Here is a 14,580-nt window from a genome sequence, read left to right as displayed (position 1 = left end):
GAGCAGCAGGTGAAATTCTCAATTCCCAAAATTGCTACAGCACCCTTCTGTCCCTCCGAGGTCAGTGGGTCGGTGCCTGTCACGCCCGGTGCCCCCTTCTGGCGCAAGGCTTTCCAGTTTGCAGGTCCGGGCCTTCTGGTCTCGATCGGTTACATGGATCCTGGCAACTGGGCGACCGCCATCGAGGCAGGCTCCCGCTTTGGCTACAGCCTCTTGTTTGTGGTGTTGCTGGCCAGCCTGGCCGGCATGGTGGTTCAGTGCCTATGCGCGCGTCTGGGGCTTGCCACTGGCCGCGATCTGGCGCAGCTCTCTCGCGAGCGATACAGCCCGCGGACAGCCAAGACGCACTGGGCATTGGCACAGATATCCATCATCGCCACCGATCTGGCGGAGGTGCTGGGATGCGCGTTGGCATTTCACCTGCTGCTTGGGTGCTCGCTAACCACGGGGATCATCCTGACGGCCTTCGATACCTTGTTGATCCTGAGCTTGCAGCGTCGGGGGTTCCGTCAGTTGGAAGCCATCATGCTGGGGCTGGCCGCCACGATCGGTATCTGCTTCTTTATCGAGCTGATGCTGGTCAATCCATTCTGGCCCGACGTGGCGAAAGGCTTCGTACCGTCCTGGGAGGCGATCGCTCATCAGGAGCCCTTGTATCTGGCGATCGGCATCCTGGGCGCGACCGTCATGCCGCACAACCTCTATTTGCACTCTTCGGTGGTACAGACACGTCTGGTGGCGAAGGATCAGGCCAGCCGGCTAGAGGCCATTCGGCTGGCGCGTTTCGATACCATTGGCTCGCTGGCGCTGGCCTTGCTGATCAATGCGGCGATCCTGATTCTGGCCGCTTCGGCATTTCACCGTACCGGCCATACGGATGTGGTCGAGATCCAGGATGCATACCACCTGCTCGATCCGCTGGTTGGCGGTGCGCTCGCCAGCATTCTGTTTGGTGTGGCGCTGCTGGCTTCGGGACAAAGCTCGACCTTTACCGGGACGGTAGCCGGACAGGTCATTCTGGAAGGGTATCTGCAACTCAAGATTCCCTGCTGGCAGCAGCGATTGGCCACACGCGCCATGGCCCTGGTCCCGGCGCTGATTGGCGTGTGGTGGTTGGGCGAGGGTTCCGTGGGCAAGCTATTGGTGCTGAGTCAGGTTGTCCTGAGTCTGCAGCTTCCCTTTGCGCTCTACCCGCTCATTCGCATGACGAGCGATACGAAACTCATGGGCCCTTTTGCTAATCGCACCTATACCAAGCTGCTGGCCTGGTTTCTGTTCGGTATCATCAGTCTCGCCAACCTGTGGCTTCTGGTGCAGTGGTTATTCTGATGACAGACGGAAAAGCAGTAAGTAGGAGAGCCTGATGGGTATCAATCAGAGACGCCACCCCCGTGTAGCCATGAAGTGCCGGTTGCGCATTACGCACCCGGACTTTGGCGAGCTGATCTGCCAGACGCGTGACCTTTCCGACGGTGGCGTCTATGTGCAGCACGAGACGCTGACGGAGTGGCCTGTGGGGACGCGGGTACAGGGACAGGTGCTGGACCTGCCCATCGAGGCACCTGTTGTCGACATGGAGTTGATGCGTGTGGATGCGCTCGGTGCAGGCTTTCGCTTTCTACGAGGGTAAACCCTGCGTTGGCTTAGCCCTTCTTCTTGTCCAGACGCTTCAGGAAAACCGTCATTTCCTTTTCCGACTGCTTATCGCCCTTGGTCTGCGCAGCAGTCAGGCCTGACTCCCAGGCCGCGCGGGCACCTTTACTGTCTCCCTGCTGTTCCAGGGCCTTGCCGAGCAGCTTCCAGGCGGCCGAATAAGTGGCATCCTGCTCTACGCAGCGTTGAAGATGTATAGCGGCCTGCGCGGCATTTCCGGCATCCAGATAGCCCTTGCCCAGCCCGAAACGCAACATGGGGTTATCCATGCCTTTGGCTAGCATGTTTTCCAATGATTCGAGCATGGGCATTTCCTCTTATTTGGCGATCTTGATCAGCTTGGCGTAGTAGAACCCGTCATGGCCATTTTCCTGGGGAAGTAACTGCCGGCCGTGGGGCTGTTTGATTCCCCAGGGGGCTGGAATATCCAGCTCTCGAGCACCCGATGTTCGGGCTAGAAACGCGCTGATGTTGTCGGTATTTTCGACCGGCATTACCGAGCACGTGGCGTACAGCAGAATGCCTCCCACCTCCAGCGTAGGCCAGAGTGCATCCAGGAGTTCGGCCTGCAGTTGGGCCAGGGCTGGGATGTCTTCGGGCTTGCGGGTGAGCTTGATGTCGGGATGACGACGGATAACTCCGGTGGCTGAACAGGGTGCATCCAACAGGATGCGCTGGAACGGTTTGCCGTCCCACCAGCTGTCCACCGCACGGCCATCGGCAGCGATCAGGTTGGCAGAGAGATTGAGGCGGCTAAGGTTTTCACGCACACGCACTAGGCGCGACGCTTCTGCGTCGATCGCTACAACCTCAGCCAGCCGCTCTTCTCGCTCAAGGATATGGCACGTCTTGCCGCCCGGTGCGCAGCAGGCATCCAGGACACGTTGACCCGGGGCCAGCTCCAGCAGCAGGGCTGACAGCTGCGCAGCTTCATCCTGAACGCTGACGCGTCCCTCGGCAAAGCCCGGCAGGGTTTTAACGTCCTGAGCGACCACCAGGCGAATACCGTCCTCGCTGTAGGCGCAGGCTTCGGCCTCGATACCTGCGGCGACCAGTTCAGCCAGGTAGGCATCGCGCGTTCCCAGGCGATGGTTTACCCGCAGCATAAGCGGCGGATGCAAGTTGTTGGCGTGGCAGATCGCTTCCCACTGCTCCGGCCAGCGGGCCTTGAGTTCTTTCTGTAGCCAGCGCGGATGCGACAGCCGGGCCGCCGGGTCACGCTCAAGACCTGCCAGCAGCTCTTCGCCTTCGCGCTGGGCACGGCGCAGCACTGCATTGAGCAGGCTTTTTGCCCAAGGCTTTTTAAGCTTGTCCGCGCAGCCTACTGTTTCACCTAAAGCTGCATGGGCAGGCACGCGGGTGTAAAAAAGCTGATACAGACCAACCAGCAGCAGCGCTTCCACGTCGCGATCAGCTGCCTTGAACGGTTTTTGTAACAGCTTCTCGGCTAGCAGAGCCAACCGGGGTTGCCAACGCGCCGTGCCAAAAGCCAACTCCTGCACCAGCGCCCGATCTCGTGGATCAACCTTATCCTGTTGGGCTGGCAGGCTACTACCCAGCGAGGCGCGGCCTGCCAGTACGGCAGCCAGTGCCCGAGCCGCAGCAAGACGGGGATTAAGACTCATAAGCCAAGTACCTGACCTGCGGCAAAGCGTTCACGGCGGGCATTGAACAAGTCAGCAAACGCAAGCGGTTTACCGCCAGGAAACTGTATACGCGTTAACAGCAACGCGCCTTCACCACAGGCAACCCGTAAGCCTTCACGGCTGGCCTCCAGAATCTCACCTGGCTGTCCGTTACCGTCTACCACTGTTGCTGCGTAGATTTTCACGCCCTCTCCCGCCAAGGTGCTGTGGCACAACGGCCATGGATTGAAGGCACGAATCAGCCGTTCCAGATCGACAGCAGGACGACTCCAGTCCAGCTTGGCTTCTTCCTTATTAAGCTTATGAGCGTAGGTTGCCAAGGCATCATCTTGCAGCTTGTCTGGCAACGTACCGGCTGCCAGCGCAGGAATGGCTTCGACAACCGCTTCTGCGCCGAGTAAGGCGAGACGATCATGTAAGCTGCCACCAGTGTCCTCGGCGGTAATCGGTGTGCTTACCTTGCTCAGCATGGGACCGGTATCCAGGCCCGCTTCCATCCGCATGACCGTGACGCCCGTTTCGGTATCGCCCGCTTCGATGGCACGTTGAATTGGCGCAGCCCCTCGCCAGCGAGGCAACAGCGAGGCATGGCTGTTAATGCAGCCCAGGCGCGGAATATCCAGGACAGCTTGAGGCAGAATCAACCCATAGGCTACGACGATCAGAAGATCAGGCTTAAGGGCTGCAAGCTCTGCCTGTGCATCAGCGTTGCGTAGCGTCTGAGGTTGATACACCGGAATATTGTGAGATTCCGCCAGCTGCTTGACGGGACTCATCGCCAGTTTCTGCCCTCGTCCGGCTGGACGATCAGGTTGTGTATACACGGCGGCTATCGAGTAGCCTACCCTTAACAAGGCATGCAGATGGCGGGCGGCAAATTCTGGTGTACCAGCAAAGACAATACGTAACGGTTGAGTCATGGGGCTCTCATGGATCAGTACAAGGCAGCAACTGCTCGCTACTATAAAGACGAGTCTTGCATAGGATAGAGGTCTTGGCACCAGAATGAAAAAGGCCTGCTGCTGCAGGCCTTTTCAGAGCAATCAGGCGTTCTGCTGGATACGGTGCTGCTTTTCCAGCTTTTTCTTGATGCGGTCACGCTTGAGCGAGGACAGATAATCCACAAACAGCTTACCGTTGAGGTGGTCGACCTCATGCTGGATGCACACAGCCAGCAGACCTTCACAGATCATCTCGAACGGCTCGCCGTTACGATCAAGGGCATTCACCTTGACGCGCTCGGGCCGCTCTACTTTCTCGTAGAAGCCCGGCACGGACAGGCAGCCTTCCTGGTACTCGCCCAGATCCTGGGTCAGGGGTTCCAGTTTGGGGTTGATGAACACGAGCGGCTGACTTTTGTCTTCACTGATATCGATGACGATCAGCTGCTTGTGAACATTGACTTGAGTGGCGGCCAATCCTATGCCAGGTGCTTCGTACATGGTTTCGAACATGTCATCGATCACCTGACGAAGGGCATCGTCCACCTCCGCAACCGGCTTGGCGATAGTACGCAAGCGGGGATCAGGGAATTCTAGGATATTTAAAAGGGCCATGATGTGTGTGAAGCACGTGTGGAATAAATTCGAAAGGCACTGCTAAGATGCAGCAGCGTTGATTTAACAGCCCCGCCAGGGAGTGATTGGGGCATTCCCTCAGGGTTTTTTTGCATATTGCACATAGTAAAGGGATTCACCGGATGAGGAAATCGTTGTTCGCCCTGTTGCTGGTGGCGGCTAGCAGTTGGGTGCAGGCCGACGTACAGCTGCGCCAGGGGCATCCAGACAGTTACACGGTGGTGCGCGGCGATACCCTTTGGGATATTTCCGGCAAGTTTTTGAGCAAGCCCTGGCAGTGGCCAGAAATATGGCATGCCAACCCACAGGTCGAAAACCCGCATTTGATCTATCCCGGCGATAGACTGAGTCTTGTCTACGTGGACGGGCAGCCTCGGCTGATGCTCAACCGTGGCGAGTCCCGCGGCACGATCAAACTGTCGCCTACCATCCGGTCGACACCGATTGCCGAAGCGATACCGACGATTCCGCTGGAGGCCATCAACAGCTTCCTGCTGTCGAACCGTGTGATCGATGATGCCAATCAATTCAGGAACGCCCCCTATATCGTGGCCGGCAATGCCGAGCGTGTTGTCAGTGGCGCCGGTGATCGAGTCTACGCACGTGGCCACTTCACCGAGGACCAGCCTGCCTACAGTATTTATCGGCAGGGAAAAGCGTATAAAGATCCCCAGACTGAAGAATTTCTGGGCATCAACGCCGATTATATCGGTAGCGGCGACAAGGTGACCTCTGAAGGCGACATGACCACGCTGGTGCTCAGCCGCTCCAATGAAGAGGTTCGCCTGGGCGATCGCCTGTTCCCCACCGAGCAGCGTGTCGTCAACTCGACCTTTATGCCCAGTGCACCCGACAGGGACATCAACGGAATCATTCTTGATGTTCCGCGTGGTGTTACCCAGATCGGCCAGTTCGATGTGGTCATCATCAACAAGGGTATGCGTGACGGGCTGGTCGAAGGCAACGTACTGGCTGTCTACAAGACCGGCGAAACCGTACGCGACCGGGTAACGGGTGATAACGTCAAGGTGCCCGACGAGCGCTCTGGTCTACTGATGATCTTTCGCACCTATGACAAGCTCAGCTATGGCCTGGTCCTGAATGCGACTCGTCAGCTCTCGGTTCTGGACAAGGTCCGTAATCCCTAAATAGTCACACTGGCGCAGCCTTTCAAGGGGTGCGCCACGATCAAGGATGATCGTATGTCGTTTTCTTCCCCGGCGGAGCTTGAAGCCCGCCTGCGTCTGCATAACCTCCCTGAAATTGGTCCGCGCCGCTTTCACCATCTGATTCATGCCTTTGGCAGTGCTTCGGCAGCGCTCAGTGCGCCGGCTTCCGCCTGGCAGGCATTGGGTATTCCGGGCGTCTGCGCAGACGCCCGCCGTACCGTTGAAACCCGTGAACGTGCAGCCCATGCTCTCGCCTGGCTGGAAAGTGAACATCACCACTTGGTGTGTTGGGATGATCCTCGCTATTCCGCATTACTGGCCGAAACCAAAGGGGCGCCACCTCTGCTCTATGTAGCGGGAGCCGTGGAACTGCTGGAGCGGCCCCAGCTCGCCCTGGTCGGCAGCCGCCAGGCGAGTGCCTATGGGCTTGATAACGCTCGCCGGTTTTCCAAGAGCCTTGCGGCGGCAGGTTTCTGCGTAACCAGCGGCCTTGCGCTCGGCGTCGATGGTGCAGCTCACGAAGGTGCGCTGGAAGCCAGCGGTGCTACGATTGCCGTATTGGGCACAGGGCTTGAGCGACTCTATCCTCGTCGCCATATCAGCCTGGCTCGTCGTATCGTCGAGCACGGTGGCGCGCTGGTGTCAGAGTTACCCTTGGATGCAGCACCCAACGCCGCCAACTTTCCGCGGCGTAACCGTATCATCAGCGGGTTATCACTCGGTGTACTGGTGGTCGAGGCGAGTCCTTCGAGTGGCTCCCTGATCACAGCGCGGCTGGCAGCAGAGCAAGGACGCGAAGTGTTTGCCATTCCCGGCTCGATTCATCATCCCGGCGCACGTGGCTGCCATCAGCTGGTCCGTGAGGGGGCGCAACTGGTCGAGAGTATCGAACATATTCTGGAATCGCTCAGAGGCTGGCAAGTACCGTTTGGACAGTCATCCCTGCCCTTGATGAATGAGCCCGAACCAGTAGATGTTCCACGTGAAACGCATCCTTTGCTGGACGTGCTGAGGGCTTCCCCCCAAAACAGCGAGACGCTTGCCCAGCTCAGCGGTTACGAGGTTTCTCATTTGCTGGCCGAGCTGACGGAGCTTGAGCTGGATGGCCGTGTGGCCCGTGAAAATGGACTTTGGGTCTATCGAGCGTGACGGGTCAGTCTCGGTTAAACTCGTGATCTTTTTATGGACAGGAGTGAACCGATGCTCAGCTGCTGGCGCGTTCAATATGCTGCTCACGTCATACGTCACGGCGGTGTAATCGCCTACCCGACCGAGGCAGTCTGGGGCCTGGGATGTGATCCCTGGGATGCGGCTGCGGTCTATCGGTTGCTGCGTATCAAGCAGCGCCCGCTGGAAAAGGGTTTGATTGTAGTGGCCGACAACATCAGGCAGTTCGATTTCCTGCTGCATGATCTGCCCAAGGAATGGAAGGACAAACTGTCGAGCACATGGCCGGGGCCCAATACCTGGCTGGTGCCGCACCAGAACCGCTTGCCGGGCTGGGTGACGGGTGTGCATCAAACGGTAGCGTTGCGTGTGACTGACCACCCTCTGGTGCGTGAACTGTGTGCCTTGAGCGGCCCGATCATTTCTACCTCCGCCAACCCGGCGGGACGTCCGGCCGCCCGTTCACGGCTTAAGGTTGAGCAGTATTTTTCCGGAGAGCTGGACGCCGTGCTGGGCGGTGCGCTGGGTGGTCGCAGAAGCCCCAGCGTTATTCGCGATCTGGAAACAGGTCAGGTCTTTCGTCCCTGATAGTAGAGCTGACCTCTATGGCTAAATGGTCAGCTCTGGGGTTCGTCAACAAGCATATGACGGACCCGGTTGGCCAGCTCATCGATCAGGAAAGGCTTGCCAATTATGTCGGTACCTTCAGTCAGACTACCCTTGGGCTGGACGGCTTCGCCCGCATAGCCGGTCATGAAGAGAATCTTCAATGTCGGACGTGACGCTCGTGCCCGCTCGGCCAGTTGCGTACCGCTCATGCCGGGTAGCCCTACATCGGTAATCAGTAGATCTACCGGCGCGTCGGATTCCAGGATAGCCAGGGCCTCATGTGCATGGTGAGTATCCTGGGCCGCGTACCCCAACTCATTGAGTACTTCGACCACGAGCAGGCGAACGGCCGAGTCATCACCCACGACCAGAATGGACTCGCCGTTTCCTGGCGCTACGACTGCTTCGACTTCCTCTTGATCCAGAGACTCGGCTTGAAGTGCACGGGGGAAGTACAGGGTAATCGTTGTGCCTTGCCCTACTTCGCTTTGCAAGGTGACATGGCCGCCGGACTGTTTGACGAAACCATAGATCATCGACAGACCCAGGCCTGTGCCCTGCCCGATGGGCTTGGTAGTAAAGAACGGGTCGAAGGCCTTGGCTACGACCTCCGGACTCATACCGGTACCGCTGTCCCGTACTGTTAGCGTGACGTAGTGACCTGGATTCAGATCTTCCAGCGGATGGGTTGCCTCATTGAAAAAATGACCTGTCTTGAGTACCAAAGTGCCCCCGTCAGGCATTGCGTCGCGCGCGTTGATGACCAGGTTCAACAGGGCGTTTTCCAGCTGGTTGGTATCCGACAGGGCATGCCAGAGATGGGGATGCAGCTGGGTGATGATTTCGATGTGCTCGCCGAGGGTTCGCCGGACCAGATCTTCCAGCGAAGTGACGAGGGCATTCAGATCGATGGGCTGAGGATCGAGTGTCTGGCGACGAGCAAAGGCCAGCAGGCGCTGCGTCAATGTGGCAGCACGATGAGCCGAGACACTGGCGGCCTCCATGTAGCGCTCCAGCCCTTGAAGCTGCTGGCTGCCAATTCGGCGTTTCATGATTTCAAGCGAACCAATAATGCCAGTCAGCAGGTTATTAAAGTCATGGGCAATACCGCCGGTGAGTTGCCCGACCGCTTCCATCTTCTGCGACTGGCGTAGGGCTTCCTCGGTCTGCTTGAGCATGACCGCCGCCTCCACTTCAGCTGTGACATCCCGCGCAAAGACATAAACCTGTCCATCCTTATCGGCCGTGGCCTTCCAATCGATCCAATGCCATTCGCCTGAGCGGGCTCGGTAGCGGCTGCGAAGGCCATTGATCGTCTCGCCGATCGGGAGCTGTCGAAAATGCTGTGTGGGCGATGGATCGTCGGGATACTCGAGACGGGAAGGCTCAAATGCCAGCAGCTCCGATTGGGACCAGCCCAGCTGGCGCGTCCAGGCCGGGTTCAGGCTTTGCCAGCGCCCACGAGCGAACACACCCAAGAGATCGTCAGACAGTGCCCAGGTGCGGTCGCGTTCGGCGGTTCGTTCGGCAACCCGTTGCTCCAGAGTTTCGTTCAGCTGGCGCAAACGCTGCTCGACCTGGCGAATCTCGGTGATGTCTGTGTGTACGCCTACCCATTCGACAATGACGCCCTCTTCAATGACCGGGATCGCCCGGACCGAAAAGATCCGCCACTTGCCGTTCTGGCAACGCACGCGTTGTTCGTCGTGAAAGGTCTTGCGTCCACGTAGAGCAGCACGCCACCGCTTGAGCGAGCGAGGCGCATCTTCGGGATGCAGCGCGCGGGTCCAGCCCGTGCCCTGATATTCCTCATACGTCTGGCCCGTCAGAGCACTCCAGGCGGGCTGTTCTCCAATCATGCGGCCCTTGGCGTTGTTGGTCCACAGCACCCCCTGAACCGCATCGACCGCGGCGCGGAATCGCTGGTTGGACAGGTGCAGCGACGCTTCGGCCTGCTTGCGCTGGGTAATGTCCACAACCACGGCACTGACATACTGAGGTATGCCCTCTGCGTCGTGGGCCAGCGAGACGTGCAGGCTGGTCCAGACATGGGAGCCATCCGGCCGCATATAGCGCTTGTCGACCAGATAGGACTCCCCCGTCTTGAACATCTGCTGGGTCAGCACCTTGCTGGTCTGGCGATCTGAGGGATGCGTCAGTGCATCGACATTGCTGCCGATCAACGCTTCTTCGGAGCGCCCGAGAATATCGCAATAGCGTGCATTAACGAGCACAATCGTGCCGTCGAGATCCGTCTGGCAGATACCGACCGCAGCCTGGTTGATCAACGTGAACAGGCGGTTGGTACGGTCCTGCAGGGTGGCTTCGGCCTGAAGCCGATCTTCGATATCGATGGAAACAGTCACCGAGGCGATGACCTCGCCTTCGGAATTACGCACGGGCGCGCTGGAAACTTCAAATGTGCGAACGGTCCCGTCCGCGCGCCGATAGATCATGGGTTCCGGTGGGATGGGATTTCCAGAGGAAAGCGCCCGTACCGTCGGGTAGTCCTCAATGGCGTAGGGTCGGCCATCAGAATGAACCGCTCCCAGATGCTTGTAGCGATGCAGACTCTCCCCGCCCGGTGTAATGCCAAGTTGGTTCTGAATCTGTTTGTTCAGCATCAATGAGCGCCCGGTGCCCGCTTCGGAGATGGAAATACCCAGAGGGGCCTGCTCCAGGACGCTGGTCAGCAAGCCACTTTCGAGTTGTAGCCGGGCTTGGCTTTGGTGAAGTTGATCCTGTGTCCTGGCCTTTTCGATGGCGACCGACGCGAACTGCGCCAACTGCACCACAATGGCTTCGTCCGCCTCATCGAACTCACCCGTGAACTTATCCGAAAGCTGGATCAGGCCCAGATTGGTGCCCTGATGGCTGATCAACGGGACCGCCAGCCAACCACGCATGGGTGGATGTTCATTGACATAGGTGCCAAAGTTCTTCCAGCGCGTATGCGCTTCCAACTCGGCCTGGGTCATGCGTACGGGCTGATTGGTCTCGCAGACCATGGCATAGATGCCGCCGCCGCTGGGCAGGGCGTCGAGATGGCGCCACTTCGCGTATTTCTCGGAAAGCGACACGCTGGTGATGGATTGGCTCCAGTCTTCACCCTGGGTCATGCTGACTACGGATTGGTGAGCCCCTACGATCAGGCGGGCCTGCTCGGTAATGGCGTCCACGGTGGTTTTCATATCGGGCGCCGAGGTAATCGCTCGTGTTGCTTCGGCCAATGCCTTGAGCTGGGTCACGCGGCGGCTGAGCGTGTCAGTCAGATGATCGCGGTCGCGCTCGGTATGCAGGGATTGGGTTCGATCCCGCAGGGTCAGCAGAAAGCCGAGATGAAGGTCGTCTTTCATGAGCGGTACGGTTCGCGTACTTCCCCAGAACTGTGTGCCGTCGCGGCGTACATACCAGCGCTGGCTGTTCACATGACCTTTCGCTCGGGCCGTTTGCCGTTCCTGATGAAGAATGGGACCGATGAGGTCTTCGGCGTTGAGCAGGAACTCGACGGTCTTCCCGACCACCTCGGCCTCGCTCCAGCCGAACAGCGTCTGGGCACCGGCATTCCAGCTGGTCAGTCGCCCGTCCAGGTCCGTGGTAATGATGGCGTAATCCGTAGCGCTGTCGAGGATCGCAGCGAGGAGGGCTTGATGAGGCATACGATCGACACAGGCTCCAAATCAGCGGTACTACGGAGGAGGCAAGCCAGGCTTGCCTCCTTTCCTGCAATTATGACCGTTCCAGGATCAGAACGGTTGACCCCGTTGTTTCACGGCCTGCCAGAGCACGTTGCGCCTGGGCGGCTTCGGATAACGGGTAGCGTTGGTTGATCTCGATCTTGAGCGTACCGTTGGCGACCAGGCCGAAGAGTTCGTCTGCCATGGATTGCAGCCGCTCTGGCGTATCGGCATAGCCTGCCAGGGACGGACGTGTGACAAACAGCGAGCCTTTCTGGTTCAAGATCGCCAGGTTGACCCCTGTCACAGCGCCAGACGAATTTCCAAAACTGACCATCAGGCCACGCGGTGAGATGCAATCCAGCGACGCCTCCCAGGTATCCTTGCCGACACTGTCATAAACGACCGGACACTTCCTGCCATTGGTCAGCTCAAGGACTCGCTTGGCAATATCCTCTTCCTTGTAATTGATTGTCTCCCAGGCGCCCAGGCGACGGGCATGTTCGGCCTTGGCCGCAGAGCCCACAGTGCCGATCACGTGCACGCCCAGCGATTTTGCCCACTGACAGGCCAGGGAGCCGACACCGCCCGCAGCGGCATGAAACAGGATGGTTTCGCCCGCTTCGACACGATAGGTCTGGCGCAGCAGGTACTGGACGGTCAGCCCCTTGAGCATGACCGCTGCCGCCTGCTCAAAGCTGACGCTTGCAGGCAGGTGAACCAGATTACGCTCCGGCAGGGTGTGGACCTCGGCATAGGCGCCCAGCGGGCCGGTGGCATAGGCAACCCGGTCACCCACCTTGAAGCGGGTTACGCTGCTGCCGATGGCCTCGACGATCCCCGCGCCTTCACTGCCCAGCCCGGACGGCAAAGTACCAAGGGGATACAGGCCGCCCCGGTAGTAGGTATCGATAAAGTTGAGTCCGATGGCCTCATTGCGGACACGTACCTCGTTCGGCCCTGGGTCGGCAGGTGTGAAATCGACATATTCGAGCACTTCCGGGCCGCCGGTGCGGCTGAACTGGATACGTTTTGCCATGGGGATTTCCTTGTAAGAATAGTGGCTGAGCCTTAATCCAATCCCTTGCAGAGGCCTGCGTCAACCGGCAAAGCACCCTCCGGTGGTATGATTCAGGACTTTCTTTACCCTGCCCTACTCCAGGTGATGACCGTGAAAGACCGAATCGAAGCCGTAAAGGCATACCTGCTCGATCTACAGGATCGCATCTGCCAGTCCTTGGAAGCGGAGGATGGTCATGCCCGGTTCATGGAGGAGGCCTGGACACGTCCTACCGGCGGCGGTGGTCGTACGCGTGTGATTGGTGAAGGTGCCGTCATCGAAAAAGGCGGTGTGAACTTTTCTCATGTCCACGGCGACAGCATGCCGCCTTCGGCCAGCGCCCATCGTCCTGAGCTGGCAGGTCGTAGTTTCGAGGCCATGGGCGTCTCGCTGGTGATCCACCCTGAAAACCCGAATGTACCCACCTCCCACACCAATGTGCGTTTCTTCATCGCTGAAAAAGACGGTGAAGAACCGGTCTGGTGGTTTGGCGGCGGTCTGGATCTGACGCCTTATTATGGTAACGAGGAAGACTGTATCCACTGGCACCGGGTGGCACGGGATGCCTGTGCACCATTCGGTGAAGACGTCTACCCGCGTTACAAAGCCTGGTGTGATCGTTACTTCCAGATCAAGCATCGAAACGAGCCGCGTGGAATCGGTGGCCTGTTCTTCGATGATCTGAACGAGTGGGACTTCGAGACCAGCTTTGCCTTTCTGCGGGCTATTGGCGATGCCTACCTGAACGCCTACCTGCCGATTGTACAGCGTCGTCGGAACGAGCCTTTTACCGAAGCACAGCGCGAGTTCCAGGCCTATCGTCGCGGCCGCTACGTGGAGTTCAACCTGGTCTATGACCGCGGCACCCTGTTCGGTCTGCAATCGGGAGGCCGTACCGAGTCGATCCTGATGTCCCTGCCACCCATCGTGCGTTGGGGATATGACTGGAAGCCGGCGCCCGGTAGCGAAGAGGCTCGTTTGACCGAGTACTTCCTGACCGACCGTGACTGGTTGGCTGATACCTGATACCGACCCATTGATCTTTGCTTCAAGGACATCTCATGGACCGTTATGCCGTCATTGGCAACCCTGTCGCCCATAGCAAGTCGCCTGCCATTCATAGCCGCTTTGCCGAGCAGACAGGACAGGCCATGCGCTACGACACCTGGCTTGCGCCGCTTGGCGAGTTCGAGCGCAGCGCGCGTGAGTTTTTTGCCAATGCGGCAGGCGCTAATGTGACGGTCCCGTTCAAAGAGGATGCCTTTCGATTTGCCGATGAGCTGACTGAGCGTGCCCGACGTGCCGGTGCGGTCAATACGCTAAAGAAGCGGAAAGATGGGACCTTTCTGGGCGACAACACTGACGGTGCCGGACTGGTTCGTGATCTGACGGTCAATGCAGGCCTGTCCCTGACTGGCAAGCGTATCCTCATCCTGGGCGCTGGTGGTGCCGTACGTGGCGTGTTGGAGCCCATTCTGGCGGAGCGGCCTGCGGCCCTGGTCATTGCCAATCGGACCGAGAGCAAGGCCATACAGCTGGCGCGTGAATTTTCAGCGCTGGGAATGATCGAGGCGGCAGCGTTCAACCTTGAGGCGGAGCCGTTCGATCTGATCATCAATGGCACTGCTGCCAGCCTTTCCGGCGATGTTCCCCCTATCACCCCTGCCCTGGTCCGCGCTGGGGTAACTGTTACCTACGACATGATGTACAGCAAGGAGCCAACGCCCTTCTGTTGTTGGTCAACCACATACGGCGCAGTACAAGCCCTGGATGGTCTGGGTATGCTGGTTGAGCAGGCTGCCGAAGCATTTTACCTCTGGCGCGGCATACGGCCGGAGAGCGGCCCGGTATTGCATGAACTCAGACAGCAGCTGGCGGCGTCCTGATTAGAGCATTGCGTCTTCTGGATAGCTTTATTAGGAGACCTGCTACTGACGCATGTGGATAAGTAATGCCTGTACAAAACGATCCGAACATTATCCAATGCTGAAAATAGATATTGTGGCAGCCCTGTTTTGACTA

The 14,580-nt window shown here is 58.7% G+C and carries 13 protein-coding genes; 7 read left to right on the top strand and 6 right to left on the bottom strand.

Annotation, left to right across the window (positions count from 1 at the left end; genetic code table 11):
- Nucleotides 1-9 precede the first annotated feature (9 nt).
- Nucleotides 10-1,329 (top strand): Nramp family divalent metal transporter, encoded by a 1,320-nt coding sequence (locus B3729_RS05515; protein ID WP_010796355.1) that lies wholly within the window; start codon nucleotides 10-12, stop codon nucleotides 1,327-1,329.
- 34 nt (nucleotides 1,330-1,363) lie between these two features.
- Nucleotides 1,364-1,630: a PilZ domain-containing protein gene (locus B3729_RS05510; RefSeq protein WP_010796356.1), complete on the top strand. Its 267-nt coding sequence runs from the start codon at nucleotides 1,364-1,366 to the stop codon at nucleotides 1,628-1,630.
- Between the two features lie 13 nt (nucleotides 1,631-1,643).
- Here the strand turns inward: B3729_RS05510 and B3729_RS05505 are convergent, their stop codons facing one another.
- From B3729_RS05505 to def, 4 genes are all read right to left on the bottom strand, one after another.
- Nucleotides 1,644-1,958 carry a hypothetical protein gene (locus B3729_RS05505; RefSeq protein WP_286787329.1) on the bottom strand — a complete coding sequence of 105 codons (315 nt, stop codon included), beginning with the start codon at nucleotides 1,956-1,958 and terminating at the stop codon, nucleotides 1,644-1,646.
- 12 nt (nucleotides 1,959-1,970) lie between these two features.
- Nucleotides 1,971-3,278, bottom strand: a complete 1,308-nt coding sequence (gene rsmB / locus B3729_RS05500) for a 16S rRNA (cytosine(967)-C(5))-methyltransferase RsmB (RefSeq protein WP_074820959.1) — start codon at nucleotides 3,276-3,278, stop codon at nucleotides 1,971-1,973.
- On the bottom strand, nucleotides 3,275-4,219 hold the full coding sequence (gene fmt / locus B3729_RS05495; RefSeq protein ID WP_150348372.1) for a methionyl-tRNA formyltransferase: 945 nt from the start codon (nucleotides 4,217-4,219) through the stop codon (nucleotides 3,275-3,277). Before fmt ends, rsmB begins: the two co-directional genes overlap by 4 nt.
- 123 nt (nucleotides 4,220-4,342) lie before the next feature.
- Nucleotides 4,343-4,855 (bottom strand): peptide deformylase, encoded by a 513-nt coding sequence (gene def / locus B3729_RS05490; RefSeq protein WP_010796360.1) that lies wholly within the window; start codon nucleotides 4,853-4,855, stop codon nucleotides 4,343-4,345.
- Between the two features lie 143 nt (nucleotides 4,856-4,998).
- On the opposite strand from def, the gene B3729_RS05485 reads away from it, so the two are divergent.
- The 3 genes from B3729_RS05485 to B3729_RS05475 are packed head-to-tail and all read left to right on the top strand — an operon-like array spanning nucleotide 4,999 to nucleotide 7,800.
- Nucleotides 4,999-6,024: a LysM peptidoglycan-binding domain-containing protein gene (locus B3729_RS05485; protein WP_010796361.1), complete on the top strand. Its 1,026-nt coding sequence runs from the start codon at nucleotides 4,999-5,001 to the stop codon at nucleotides 6,022-6,024.
- Nucleotides 6,025-6,078: 54 nt separating this feature from the next.
- A complete protein-coding gene (gene dprA, locus B3729_RS05480; RefSeq protein WP_286787328.1) occupies nucleotides 6,079-7,194 on the top strand; it encodes a DNA-processing protein DprA in 1,116 nt (371 codons plus the stop codon).
- Nucleotides 7,195-7,245: 51 nt separating this feature from the next.
- Nucleotides 7,246-7,800, top strand: a complete 555-nt coding sequence (locus B3729_RS05475; RefSeq protein ID WP_010796363.1) for an L-threonylcarbamoyladenylate synthase — start codon at nucleotides 7,246-7,248, stop codon at nucleotides 7,798-7,800.
- A 29-nt stretch (nucleotides 7,801-7,829) separates the two neighbouring features.
- Here B3729_RS05475 and B3729_RS05470 read toward each other — a convergent pair whose 3' ends face one another.
- Both B3729_RS05470 and B3729_RS05465 read right to left on the bottom strand, forming a co-directional pair.
- Nucleotides 7,830-11,480 carry a PAS domain S-box protein gene (locus B3729_RS05470; RefSeq protein ID WP_286787327.1) on the bottom strand — a complete coding sequence of 1,217 codons (3,651 nt, stop codon included), beginning with the start codon at nucleotides 11,478-11,480 and terminating at the stop codon, nucleotides 7,830-7,832.
- 70 nt (nucleotides 11,481-11,550) lie between these two features.
- Nucleotides 11,551-12,537: an NADPH:quinone reductase gene (locus tag B3729_RS05465; protein ID WP_286787326.1), complete on the bottom strand. Its 987-nt coding sequence runs from the start codon at nucleotides 12,535-12,537 to the stop codon at nucleotides 11,551-11,553.
- 132 nt (nucleotides 12,538-12,669) lie between these two features.
- On the opposite strand from B3729_RS05465, the gene hemF reads away from it, so the two are divergent.
- A complete protein-coding gene (gene hemF, locus B3729_RS05460) occupies nucleotides 12,670-13,584 on the top strand; it encodes an oxygen-dependent coproporphyrinogen oxidase (RefSeq protein WP_286787325.1) in 915 nt (304 codons plus the stop codon).
- Nucleotides 13,585-13,619: 35 nt separating this feature from the next.
- Complete coding sequence (aroE, locus tag B3729_RS05455) at nucleotides 13,620-14,444, top strand: shikimate dehydrogenase (RefSeq protein WP_286787324.1); 825 nt, start codon at nucleotides 13,620-13,622, stop codon at nucleotides 14,442-14,444.
- Nucleotides 14,445-14,580: the final 136 nt, after the last annotated feature.

Origin of the sequence: Pseudomonas sp. UBA3149 (assembly GCF_002364655.1) — a bacterium.
Taxonomy (GTDB): Bacteria; Pseudomonadota; Gammaproteobacteria; order Pseudomonadales; family Pseudomonadaceae; genus Chryseomonas; species Chryseomonas luteola.
Note: the sequence above shows the minus strand (reverse complement) of the source record. Positions and strands in the feature narration are given on the sequence as shown.